Annotated in this window: 10 protein-coding genes; all 10 read right to left on the bottom strand. The window is 73.0% G+C overall.

Annotated features, from left to right (window positions below; translation table 11 throughout):
• Positions 1-44 precede the first annotated feature (44 nt).
• On the bottom strand, positions 45-740 hold the full coding sequence (locus QI554_RS08540) for a YggS family pyridoxal phosphate-dependent enzyme (RefSeq protein ID WP_281467898.1): 696 nt from the start codon (positions 738-740) through the stop codon (positions 45-47).
• A gap of 61 nt (positions 741-801) precedes the next feature.
• Entirely contained in the window at positions 802-1,548 is a 747-nt protein-coding gene (gene pgeF / locus QI554_RS08535; protein ID WP_281467637.1) for a peptidoglycan editing factor PgeF, read from the bottom strand.
• 148 nt (positions 1,549-1,696) lie between these two features.
• Positions 1,697-2,860, bottom strand: coding sequence for a cell division protein FtsZ (gene ftsZ, locus QI554_RS08530; RefSeq protein ID WP_281467635.1), 1,164 nt, complete (start codon positions 2,858-2,860; stop codon positions 1,697-1,699).
• Between the two features lie 282 nt (positions 2,861-3,142).
• Positions 3,143-3,943: a cell division protein FtsQ/DivIB gene (locus QI554_RS08525; protein WP_281467633.1), complete on the bottom strand. Its 801-nt coding sequence runs from the start codon at positions 3,941-3,943 to the stop codon at positions 3,143-3,145.
• A 38-nt stretch (positions 3,944-3,981) separates the two neighbouring features.
• Entirely contained in the window at positions 3,982-5,070 is a 1,089-nt protein-coding gene (gene murG, locus QI554_RS08520; RefSeq protein WP_281467897.1) for an undecaprenyldiphospho-muramoylpentapeptide beta-N-acetylglucosaminyltransferase, read from the bottom strand.
• A gap of 5 nt (positions 5,071-5,075) precedes the next feature.
• Positions 5,076-6,419, bottom strand: a complete 1,344-nt coding sequence (gene ftsW / locus QI554_RS08515) for a putative lipid II flippase FtsW (RefSeq protein WP_281467631.1) — start codon at positions 6,417-6,419, stop codon at positions 5,076-5,078.
• Positions 6,420-6,430: 11 nt separating this feature from the next.
• On the bottom strand, positions 6,431-7,966 hold the full coding sequence (gene murD, locus QI554_RS08510) for a UDP-N-acetylmuramoyl-L-alanine--D-glutamate ligase (protein WP_281467629.1): 1,536 nt from the start codon (positions 7,964-7,966) through the stop codon (positions 6,431-6,433).
• Complete coding sequence (mraY, locus tag QI554_RS08505; protein ID WP_281467627.1) at positions 7,948-9,012, bottom strand: phospho-N-acetylmuramoyl-pentapeptide-transferase; 1,065 nt, start codon at positions 9,010-9,012, stop codon at positions 7,948-7,950. Before mraY ends, murD begins: the two co-directional genes overlap by 19 nt.
• On the bottom strand, positions 9,009-10,448 hold the full coding sequence (locus tag QI554_RS08500; protein WP_281467625.1) for a UDP-N-acetylmuramoyl-tripeptide--D-alanyl-D-alanine ligase: 1,440 nt from the start codon (positions 10,446-10,448) through the stop codon (positions 9,009-9,011). Before QI554_RS08500 ends, mraY begins: the two co-directional genes overlap by 4 nt.
• Complete coding sequence (locus tag QI554_RS08495) at positions 10,445-12,112, bottom strand: UDP-N-acetylmuramoyl-L-alanyl-D-glutamate--2,6-diaminopimelate ligase (RefSeq protein ID WP_281467624.1); 1,668 nt, start codon at positions 12,110-12,112, stop codon at positions 10,445-10,447. Before QI554_RS08495 ends, QI554_RS08500 begins: the two co-directional genes overlap by 4 nt.
• Between the last annotated feature and the right edge of the window lie 14 nt (positions 12,113-12,126).

The following is a 12,126-nucleotide window of genomic DNA, read 5'->3' as shown; positions in this document are numbered from 1 at the left end:
GGCTGTGGGTCACCGTGAGTCGTGCGATCCACTTCATGGCGACGCTACCGGAGCGAACGCCTGACGCCGAGTACCGCAGTACCGATGCGCACATGTGTCGCTCCGGCCTCGACGGCCTGCTCGAGGTCGTTGCTCATCCCCGCCGAGACCATCGTGGCAGTCGGATGCGCTTCGCGCAGGCGGGTTGACATTTCCGCCAACGCCTCGAACGCACGCGCGGGTTCCCCGTGGAGTGGGGCAACTGCCATCAAACCGCCGAGGCGCAGACCCGGTGCGGCGACGACGGCGTCGGCGAGCGCGGGCACGTCGGCGGGCAACGCGCCGCCGCGGGCGGTGTCGCCGTCGAGGCTCACCTGCAGGAGACAGGTCAGGTCGCGGCCGTGCCGGACGGCGCCGGAGGACAGCGCGTCGACCAGTCGGGACCGGTCGACGGAGTGCACGACATCCGCGTAACCCGCCACCGAGCGCGCCTTGTTGGTCTGCAACTGGCCGACGTAGTGCCAGGTCAGGTCGAGGTCCGCGGTCGCGGCGGCCTTAGGTGCGGCCTCCTGGTCGCGGTTCTCGCCGACCTCCCGCACGCCGAGCCCGGCGAGCAGCCGGACGTCGCTTGCGGGATAGGTCTTGGTGACCACGATCAGGGTCACCGCGTCGCGTGCGCGGCCGGCCGCGTCGCACGCGGCGTCGATGCGGGCGCGGACGTCCTTGAGGTTCGCGGCCAACTCGTCCCGACGGTCGGTCAGGGTGTGGTCCGCGGGTTCCGAACTCATGTGCCCATCGTCCCGGAGTCGCGCGCGGGCCCGGTCAGCGGGTCCCGGACGGGGCGGCGCCGAGCAGGACATAGCCCGCGATTCGGCCGGTCTTGCCGTCCCGCCGGTAGGAGAAGTGGTCGGCCGACTCGCGCGTGCAGATGTGCGATTTCTCACCGAAGGGCACGCCCTTGTCGGCGAGTTGGGCCCACACACCGGCGACGATGTCGAGTGCGGCGGTGCCTTCGCGCGTCCGCGAACGGGCGGCGGGGACGCGGGACGCGACGTCCTCGCACATCGCCTCGGGCACTTCGTAGCAGGGACCGCACACCGCGGGCCCGGTCTTGGCGGCGATCCGTTCGGGCCGGGCGCCGAGCCGCACCATCGCCTCGACGGTCGCGGGAACGACGCCCGCCGCCAACCCCGGACGCCCCGCGTGCGCCGCCGCGACGACACCGGCGACCGGGTCGGCGAGCAGCACCGGCGTGCAGTCCGCGACGAGAACCGCCAGAGCGAGGCCCGGCGTTCGGGTGACGACGGCGTCCGCCTCGGGCGCCTCGCCGGGCCACGGCCCGTCGACCACCTCGACGTCGCGGCCGTGCACCTGGTTCATCCACACCACGCGCGCCGGGTCCACGCCCAGTTCGCGCGCCGTGCGCGCCCGGTTCTCCCGCACCACGGCCGGGTCGTCGCCCACGTGCCCGCCGAGGTTGAGCTCCTCGTACGGCGCCGCGCCGGCCCCGCCCCACCGGTCGGTGAAGGCGAACCGGACGCCGTCGACCTCGGATCGCAGGCTGAACACGGGGACTCCCGAAGGGCGGTGGGACGGGGCTTGGGACGGGACGTGGGACGGCGCTTGGAACAGGGCGTGGGCCGGTGGGACGGCCGTGGGCCGAACACGACCGCGCCGGGCCCCCGTTCACCCGAACGGCGGACCCGGCGCGGAACGGTCACTTCATGAACGGCGGGACGTCCAGGTCGATGTCCTCGCGGACCGGCTCCGGCACCAGCGGGGTGCGCGGCGCCGGCGGGTACTGGCTCGACGGGCTGTCGACCGGGCCGAGCACGCTCTGGCCGCCGGGCGCGGGACCGCGCTGCGGCTCGGGGCGCGGCTGGGGCTCGGGGGCGCGCGCGGCCAGCTTGCCCAACTCGCTCTTCGACGGCGGCTGGCCGCCGTCGAAGCCCGCGGCGATGACGGTGACCCGCACCTCGTCGCCGAGCGCGTCGTCGATGACGGCGCCGAAGATGATGTTGGCCTCGGGGTGCGCGGCCTCGCTGACCAGCTGGGCCGCCTCGTTGATCTCGAACAGGCCGAGGTCCGAGCCGCCGGAGATGGACAGCAGGACGCCGCGCGCGCCGTCGATCGACGCCTCGAGCAGCGGGCTGGAGATGGCCATCTCGGCCGCCGCCACCGCGCGGTCGTCGCCGCGCGCCGAGCCGATCCCCATGAGCGCCGAACCGGCCTCGGACATCACGGACTTGACGTCCGCGAAGTCGAGGTTGATGAGGCCCGGCGTGGTGATCAGGTCGGTGATGCCCTGGACACCGGACAGCAGCACCTGGTCGGCGGAGCGGAACGCGTCGAGCACACTGACCTGGCGGTCGGAGATCGACAGCAGCCGGTCGTTGGGGATGACGATGAGGGTGTCGACCTCGTCGCGCAGGCTCGCGATGCCGTCCTCGGCCTGGTTGGCGCGGCGCCGGCCCTCGAAGGTGAAGGGGCGGGTGACCACGCCGATGGTGAGCGCGCCGAGGTTGCGGGCGATGTTGGCCACGACGGGCGCGCCGCCGGTGCCGGTTCCGCCGCCCTCGCCCGCGGTCACGAAGACCATGTCGGCGCCCTTGAGGACCTCTTCGATCTCTTCGCGGTGGTCCTCGGCGGCCTTGCGGCCGACCTCGGGGTTCGCGCCGGCGCCGAGACCGCGGGTCAACTCACGGCCCACGTCGAGCTTGACGTCGGCGTCGCTCATCAGCAGCGCCTGGGCGTCGGTGTTGATCGCGATGAACTCGACGCCCTTGAGACCGACCTCGATCATGCGGTTGATGGCGTTGACACCGCCGCCGCCGATGCCTACGACTTTGATGACTGCGAGGTAGTTCTGGGGTGCTGCCACGCCGAAGGCCTCTCGCCTCGATTCCGATCGCCACGCCGCGTGCTTGGAACGTGCCGACATTGCCGACAAGGGGAAGTGCCGGGACCCGGCTCTCGGAGAGCCCCCGAACCCTCACCCTCAGGTATAGAGTTAGGCCTGCGCTTGCTCGAAACCGCCGTCAACCTGGGGCTACGCAGGACACTAGGTGCCCGGACCGTCCGGTTCAACGAACACGCCGAGCCTTCCCCCCTACTTTTTGCCCTGTGTTTTTATCGCACGGACGCGAACACAGACGAACGGGTCTCACAACGGCGCGTTCCGAGTCGCGGGCGCCTCAGGGACGCTGACGTCGTAGACCTTCGCCTTGTGCTTCATCAGTGCGACGAGAACCTGGGCTTTGCGCGGGGACTCCCCCGCCCCACCCCACATCACCAACACCCCGTCGTCCAAGGTGATGACGATGTCGTCCCGGGTCCGCGCCGTGATGTCGCGGACCCTGGGGGCGACGGCCTCCGGCAGTGCGCCGATGACCTCGACCACGCCGCGCAGCGTCTGTTGGTCCACCGTCGCGGGGTCCGCCTTGATCACCGGCACCCGTTCGGGTGCCGCGTCCACCGTACCGAACCGTACGCCGGTTGTGTCGATCTCCGCGAAACGCCCCGATTCCGGCATGACCGCGGCTACTTGACGTTCCGTCACGCGGATCTTCACGGTGTGCGGCCAGTCCCGCTCGACGGTCACCTTCGCCACCCGAGGGATCGCCGCGACCCTGCGGCGGACGGCGTCGAGGTCGACGCGCGCGAGTGGCTTCCCGACGGGAACGCGCGCCGCGTCCTTGATCTGTTGCGGCGTCAGCACGTTGGTGCCGCGCACCGAGACCGACCGGGCGTCGAGCAGCGAGGAGTACATGACGGTCGCCCACGCGCCGCCCCCGACCACGACCAGCGCCACGACCGCGACCAGCGGCCACACGTTCGTCCAACGGCGCCGCGGGGCACGGGGCGTGCCGGGCCGCGGGGTGCCGCCGGGGCGGCCGGGCCGACGGGGTCGGCCCGGCCCTCCCGCGGCCGGCCGCCGCTCGGCGGGTGCCTGACGGACGTTCACGTGCCGCGGTTCTCCTCCGTGTCGGGCCAGGGCGAGGCTCAGCTACGCGCCGCCGCGATGGCCTCGTGCACCATGCGCACCAGGGCGTCGTCGGCGTCGCGGCGGCCGAACTCGGCGGCCGCGCGGCCCATGTCGTACAGCCGGCGCGGCTCGGTCAGGACCGGCACCACGTTGGACGCGATCCAGTCCGGGGTCAGGTCGGCGTCGTCGACCAGGAGCCCGCCGCCCGCCTTGACCACCGGCTGCGCGTTGAGCCGCTGTTCGCCGTTGCCGATCGGCAGCGGCACGTACGCCGCCGGGAGTCCGACCGCCGACAGCTCGGCGCAGGTCATCGCGCCGGCCCGGCACAGCACCATGTCGGCCGCCGCGTAGGCGAGGTCCATCCTCTCCAGGTACGGCACCACGACGTACGGCGGCGCGCCGGGCGGCGGTGTGATCGTCAGCTCGTTGTTCGGCCCCGCGGCGTGCAGCACCTGCACGCCGGCGGACAGCAGGCGCTCGGCCGTGCCGGCCAGCGTCTCGTTGAGCCGCCGGGCGCCCTGCGAGCCGCCGAACACCAGCAGCGTCGGGCGCATCGGGTCGAGGCCGAAGGCGGCGCGCGCCTTCTGCCGCTCCGCGTCGCGGTCGAGCGTGGCGATGGCACGGCGCAGCGGGATGCCGATGTAGCGGGCGTTGCGCAGCTTGCTGTCGGGCGTGCTGACCGCGACGTAGTGCGTGTAGCGGGCGCCGATCTTGTTCGCCAGGCCGGGGCGCGCGTTGGCCTCGTGCACGACGATGGGGACGCCGGCGCGCTTGGCGGCGAGGTAGCCCGGCAGTGCCACATATCCGCCGAAACCGACCAACACTGAGGCGCGGGTGCGCTCCAGGACCGCCGCGGCCTCGCGGATGGTGCCGCGCAGCCGTCCGGGCACGGTCATCAGCTCGGGCGTCGGCTTGCGCGGCAACGGCACCGCGGGGATCAGCGCGAGCTCGTAGCCGCGGGCGGGGACGAGCTTCGTCTCCAGGCCCTTGGACGTGCCCAGCGCGGTGATGCCCACATCGGGGTTCTCCCGCCTCAGCGCATCCGCGAGGGCGAGGGCCGGCTCGATGTGCCCGGCGGTTCCACCGCCGGCGAGGACGACATGCACCTGATTCACCGCTCCCTGCGCGGCAGGATCCGCGCGAACGCACGGCGGACCGCCCCAGGACCCTGCGCAGCGAGCTGTTTGGCCGCTCCCGGTTCGGTACGGGCGAACGAGAGCAGCATGCCCACGGCGAACATGGTCGGAAGCAAGGCGGAGCCTCCGTAGGACACCAACGGCAGGGGCACACCGGCGATCGGCAGGAGACCGAGCACCGCACCGATGTTGATCGTGGCCTGGGCCATGATCCACGCGGTGGCGCCCCCCGCGGCCAGCCTCACGAAGGGGTCCCTCGTGCGGCCGGCGACGCGGATACCCGCATAGCCTAGGGCCGCGAAGAGGGTGAGTACCGACAGCGTCCCCACCAGGCCCAGTTCCTCGCCGATCACCGCGAAGATGAAGTCGGTGTGGGCCTCGGGCAGGGTGCCCCATTTCTCATAGCTGGTTCCGATTCCGCTGCCGAAGAGACCGCCGGTGGACAGCGCGTAAATGCCGTGCGCGGCCTGCAGCGTGCTGCCCTGCGGATCGGAGAACGGGTCGAGGAACGACGCGAAGCGGGCCGCCCGGTGCGGCTTCACGACGATGAAGACGGTGGCCAGGACGGCGGCCGTGGACAGCGCGAGGACGAAGAGCCGCCCGGGCGCCCCGGCGACCCACAGCAGCGCGAGCACGACGACCGTGAGGATCATCGCGGTGCCCATGTCGCCGCCCATCATCACCAGGCCGAGCACCAGCAGCGCGCCGGGGAACAGCGGGATGAACAGGTGGCGCCACTGGCCGAGCAGCTTCTGCTTGCGGGCCAGCAGGTCGGCGCCCCACAGCACGAGGCCGAGCTTGGCGAACTCGGACGGCTGCAGCTGGAAGGGGCCGCCGAGGGCGATCCAGTTGCGGTTGCCGTTGACCTCCATGCCGATGCCCGGCACGAGGACCAGGCACAGCAGGCCGACCGCGCCGAGCAGCAGCGGGTAGGCGAGCATGCGGTACGCGCGGACCGGGAGGCGTGCGCCGATCCACATGAGCGGCAGGCCGATGCCGACGGCGACGGCCTGCTTGAGGAACACGGCGCTGAAGTCGCCGTAGGTGACCCGCGAGAAGATCTGGGACGCGGACAGCACCATGACCAGGCCGAGCACCGACAGCAGCAGGCCCGAGCCGAGCAGCAGGTAGTACGACGTCAGGGGGCGGTTGAAGGCCCGTCTGACGTCGCGCGCGACCCGGCTGCGGCCGGTGCGGCCCGGGCGGGCGCCGCCCGGGCTCTGCCGTACGGGTGCGTCCCGCGCGGAGGGCACGGCCGCCGCGCGGGCCTTGCCCCACCAGGCGGCGGGCTTGGCGGTCTGCTTGGTTCCACCGGGCATGGCGGGCCGGCTCAGGAGGCGTCGCCGAGGAGCCCGTGCACCGCCGCGGCGAACGCGTCGCCGCGCGCGCCGTAGTTCGCGAACATGTCCATCGAGGCACACGCCGGGGCGAGGAGCACGGTGTCCCCCGGACGGGCCAGTTCCGCCGCCTTGCGCACCACGGTTTCCATTGCCCCAGTGTCGGTCGCGTCGACCTCGATGACCGGGACATCCGGGGCGTGTCGCTCCAGTGCGTCGCGGATCACAGCGCGGTCCTGGCCGATGAGGACGGCCGCGCGCAGGTGCTCGCGGGCGCCGGACACCAGGCCGTCGAACTCGGCGCCCTTGGCGAGCCCGCCGGCGACCCACACGATCGACGGGTACGCGGCGAGCGACGCGGCCGCGGCGTGCCCGTTGGTGGCCTTGGAGTCGTCGACGTAGTCGACGCCGTCCACGGTCGCGACGTGCGCGATGCGGTGCGCGTCCGGCCGGAACGCGCGCAGGCCCTCGCGGACCGCGGTCACCGTGACGCCGTGCGCGCGGGCGAGCGCGGCGGCGGCGAGCGCGTTGGCGACGTTGTGGGGCGCGGTGGGCACCACGTCGGCGACCTGCGCCAGTTCGACGGCCTGCTTGCGGGTGTCCGCCACGAACGCCCGGTCGACCAGCAGGTCCTCGACGACGCCGAGGCCGCTCGGCCCCGGCGCGCCGAGCCCGAACCCGATGGCGCGGCAGCCGTCGGTGACCTCGGCCTCGCGGACCAGCCGCTCGGTCTCGGGGTCGGCGGTGTTGTAGACGCAGGCGAGCTCGGCGCCCTCGAAGATCCTGCCCTTGTCGGCGGCGTACGCCTCCGCGGAGCCGTGCCAGTCGAGGTGGTCCGGCGCGACGTTGAGGACGGCGGCGGCGCGCATGCGCGGCGCGAGCCGGCCCGGGCCCTCCTCGGTCCACCGCTCCAGCCAGTGCAGCTGGAAGCTGGACAGTTCGAGGGCGAGCACGTCGTGCGCGGGCCCGCCGTCCGCGTCGCGGGCCACCACGGCGTCGAGCACCGGCGTCCCGACGTTGCCGACCGCCTCGGTGCGCAGTCCCGCCGCCTCGAGGATGCTCGCCAGCATCCGGACGGTGGTGGTCTTGCCGTTGGTGCCGGTGATGGCGAGCCACGGGGCCGCGCCCTCGCGCGGCCGCAGCCGCCACGCGAGTTCGACGTCGCCCCACACGGGGACGCCGGCCTTGGCGGCCGCCCCGAACAGCGGCGCGTCCGGGCGCCAGCCGGGCGAGGTGACCACGACGTCGACGCCGTCGGGAAGCGTGTCCGCGTCGCCGAGGCGCACGGTCGCGCCGAGCTCCTCGAGTTCGGCGGCGTTGGCGCGGGCCCGCGTGTCGTCGGAGCCGTCGACCACCACCAGCGTGGTGCCGTACCCGCGCAGTGCGCGCACGACGGACCTGCCGGACACCCCGGCGCCCGCGACGCACACCGTGAGGTCGCCCCACGGCGCCGTGTCGTCGCGGAAGCCGCCGAGGTCGCGGCCGTCGGGGCGCACCGCCGGGTCGTGCGTCACTTGCCGGTCACCCATCCCGCGTAGAAGATCCCGATGCCCAGGATCACGCACAGGCCGGCGATGATCCAGAACCGCACCACGATGAGGACTTCGGGCCAGCCTTTCAGCTCGAAGTGGTGTTGCAGCGGCGCCATGCGGAAGACACGTTTGCGGGTCATCTTGAAGAACCCGACCTGGATGATCACGGACAGCGAGATGATCAGGAACAGGCCGCCGAGCAGTGCGGACAGCAGCTCGGTGCGGGTGCAGATGGCCAGGCCGGCGAGCGCGCCGCCGAGCGCCAGCGAACCGGTGTCGCCCATGAAGATCTTGGCCGGCGACGTGTTCCACCACAGGAACCCGAAACACGAGCCCATCATCGCGGCGGCCACGATGGCCAGGTCGAGCGGGTCGCGCACCTCGTAGCAGGCGGAGTTCGCCGAGCCGATGTACGCGCAGCTCTGGCCGTGCTGCCACACGCCGATGAAGGTGTACGCGCCGAACACGATCACCGAGGCGCCGGTCGCCAGACCGTCGAGGCCGTCGGTGAGGTTCACGCCGTTGGAGTGGCCCGCGATCAGGATGTACGCCCAGATCACGAAGAACACCGGGGTCAGGTTGAGCGCGGTGTCCGTGACGAAGGACAGGTGCGTCGACGCGGGGCTGTTGCCGCGCGAGTCCTGGAACTGCAGCGCGAGGATCGCGAACGAGATGCCGACGAACGACTGCCCCGCGAGCTTGGCCTTGGCCCGCAGGCCCAGGCTGCGCTGCTTGACGATCTTGATGAAGTCGTCGACGAAGCCGACCAGCCCGAGGCCGGCCATCAGGTACAGCACCAGCACGGCGGACGCGCTGGGCCTCTCCAGCGTCAGCGCCTTTGCGCCGGCGTACCCGATCAGGGCGGCCAGGATGATGACCGCGCCGCCCATCGTCGGGGTGCCGCGTTTGCTGTGGTGGCCCTGCGGGCCGTCGTCCCGGATCAGCTGGCCGTAGCCGCGCTTGACCAGGATGCGAATCGCGAGCGGCGTGCCGATGAGCGACAGCACCAGGGCGATTCCACCGGAGAGCAGAACCGCCCTCACCGGCGCACCTCCCCGGCGACCGCCGTGGCATCACCGGTCTCCGCCGCGACCGCGGCATCGTCGGTCAGGGCGAACGCGACGTGCTCCAACGCCGCACCGCGCGAAGCCTTCACCAGCACGATGTCGCCCGCGCGAAGCTCGGACCGCAGCAGGTCGACGGCCGCCTGCGTGTCGGGTACCAACACCGACTCCTCACCCCAAGAACCCTCGTTCTTCGCCGCAATGTCCATCCACGCGGCCTCCCTGCCCCCTACCGCCACCAGCCGGCCGATGTTCAGCCGCACCACGAGGCGGCCGATCGCGTCGTGCTCGGCCAGTGAGGCGTCGCCCAGTTCGCGCATCTCGCCCAGCACCGCCCAGGTACGGCGGCCGTGGGCCATCGCGGCCAGCGCCTTGAGCGCGGCACGCATCGAGTCGGGATTCGCGTTGTACGCGTCGTTGACCACGGTCACGCCGTCGGCGCGTTCGGTCACTTCCATCCGCCAGCGCGACACCGGCCCGGCCTCGCCGAGCGCGGCCGCGATCTGTACGGCGCTCATCCCCAGCTCGCGTGCCACCGCCGCGCAGGCGAGCGCGTTGGCCACGTGGTGCTCACCGTACAGGCGCAAGATCACCGGTGCATCGCCGTCCGGTGTGCGCAGGGTGAAGCTTGCCCGGCCCTGGTCGTCGAGACGTACATCCTCGGCACGAATGTCCGCATTCGCACCCTCGCCGACGAACACCACGCGGGCGGACGTGCGTTCGGCCATGGCGCGCACGAGCGGGTCGTCGCCGTTGAGCACGGCGAGGCCGTCGGCGGGCAGCGCCTCGACGAGTTCGCCCTTCGCCTTGGCGATGGTGGCGCGGTCGCCGAACTCGCCCAGGTGCGCGGTGCCGACGTTCAGCACGACACCGATCCGCGGCGGCACGACGCCGCACAGGTACGCGATGTGGCCGACGCCGCGCGCGCCCATCTCCAGCACCAGGTGCCGGGTGTCCTGGTCGGCGGACAGCGCGGTCAGCGGCAGACCGATCTCGTTGTTGAACGAACCGGGCGGCGCGATGGTGGTGCCGGCGTGCGCCAGCACCTGCGCGATCAGGTCCTTCGTGCTGGTCTTGCCGGACGAACCGGTGATGCCCACAACGGTGGTCGCGGTCAGCCGGTCGGTCACCGCGCGCGCCAGCCGGCCCAGCGCCTCGACGACGTCGTCCACGACGATCGCGGGCGTGCCGGTCTCACGGGTCGCCAGCACCGCGACGGCTCCGTCGCGCACCGCGGCCTCGGCGAAGTCGTGGCCGTCGGCGTGTTCGCCGGCCACCGCGACGAACAACGCGCCCGGCGCGACCTTGCGCGAATCGACGACCACCTCTCCGGTGATCGTCGCGGCGGGGTCCGCACCCCCGGCAAGCCGCCCGCCGACGGCCTCAGCGGCGTCGGCGAGAGTCGTGGCAATCACTGATCGGTCTCCTCGGACGGCGCTGCGGCGCGGTCCTCCGCGCCGTGGTACGCCGCGGGCTCGGTGGTCGGTTCGGCGACGTCGATCCTCCCACCGGCCGCGGACCCGGCGTCGACCGCCCCGGCCCGCGCGGTGGGTCCGCCCTCGGCGGCGAGCCGGCGGCGCAGTGCCGCGCGGACCTCGACGCGGTCGTCGAACGGCCGCACCTCGGCGCCGATCTTCTGGCCCTGCTCGTGGCCCTTGCCCGCGACCACCACGACGTCGCCCGGTTCGGCGTGGTCGACCGCCCACGCGATCGCCTTGGCGCGGTCCGGCTCGACGACCAGCTCGCCGTGCGGCGCGGCGACCGTGCGGGCGCCGCCGAGCATCTCGTCGAGGATCGCCAGCGGGTCCTCGGAACGCGGGTTGTCGCTGGTCAGCACGGCGACGTCGGCGAGCCGCACGGCGGCCGCACCCATCAGCGGGCGTTTGCCGCGGTCGCGGTCGCCGCCGCAGCCGAGCACGACGAACAGCCGGTTGGCAGTCACCTCGCGCAGCGCGTGCAGCGCGGTCTCCACCGCGTCGGGCGTGTGCGCGAAGTCCACGACCGTGGTGAACGGGGCGCCCTCGTCGACGTGTTCCATGCGGCCCGGCACACCGGGCACCGCGGCGACGCCCGCGACCGCGGTGTCCAGCGGCACGCCCACGGCGACCTGCGCGAGGATCGCGAGCATCGCGTTGGCGACGTTGTACGGGCCGGGCAGCCGCACCGCGGCCTCTGCCTTCGCGCCGTTCGGGCCGACCATGCGGAACCGGCTGCCGTCCGGGCCCAGCTCGACGTGCTCGGCGTGCCAGTCCGCCGGCTCGCGGCCGGACGGCGACACCGTCACCACGGGGATGCCCGCGGTCGCCGCGAGCCGACGGCCGTACGCGTCGTCGACGTCGACCACGCCCAGCCGCGCGCGGCGCGGCGTGAACAGGTCGGCCTTCGCCGCGAAGTACTCCTCCATCGACCCGTGGAAGTCCAGGTGGTCCTGCGACAGGTTGGTGAACAGCGCGACGTCGAACACCGTGCCGTCGACCCGGCCCATCGCCAGCGCGTGGCTGGACACCTCCATCGACGCAGCCGTCACACCGTGCTCGGCCATCGCCGCGAACAGCGCCTGCAGGTCGGGCGCCTCCGGCGTCGTCATCGCGCTCGACTCCACCAGGTCGCCGATCCGCGTCTCGACCGTGCCGACCAGGCCGGTGCGGTGCCCGGCCGCGCGCAGACCGCCGTCCAGCAGGTACGCCGTCGTCGTCTTGCCGTTGGTGCCTGTCACTCCTACGAGCAGCAGCGCGTCGGCCGGATGGCCGTAGACCGCGGCCGCCACCTCGCCGAGCCGGGCCCGCGGCTCCGGCACCACCAGCACCGGAAGGCCCGTCGCCCCGGCCCGCTCGGCGCCGTCCGGGTCCGTCAGCACCGCGACCGCGCCCAGGTCCGCGGCCTGCTGCGCGAACGCGGCGCCGTGCGCGCGCGAACCCGGCAGAGCCGCGTACAGGTCACCCGGGCGTACCGCCCGGGAGTCGTGCGTGACCCCGGTCACCTCCGCCTCGGAGGCCCCGGCGGCCAGGCCGAGCAGCGCGTACAGATCGGACAGCGGCCGGGGGCGGACCCGGGCGGGACGACGGGGAAGACCAGACACGGCCGTGAGGCTAC

This window comes from Yinghuangia seranimata (assembly GCF_029953285.1).
Lineage (GTDB): Bacteria > Actinomycetota > Actinomycetes > Streptomycetales > Streptomycetaceae > Yinghuangia > Yinghuangia seranimata.
This window is presented reverse-complemented; position numbering and strand designations above follow the sequence as displayed.

Coding starts and splice junctions, on each gene's coding strand:
- murD (WP_281467629.1), bottom strand. CDS start 7,966: ATGGGTGACCGGCAAGTGACGCACGACCCGGCGGTGCGCCCCGACGGC.
- ftsW (WP_281467631.1), bottom strand. CDS start 6,419: ATGCCCGGTGGAACCAAGCAGACCGCCAAGCCCGCCGCCTGGTGGGGC.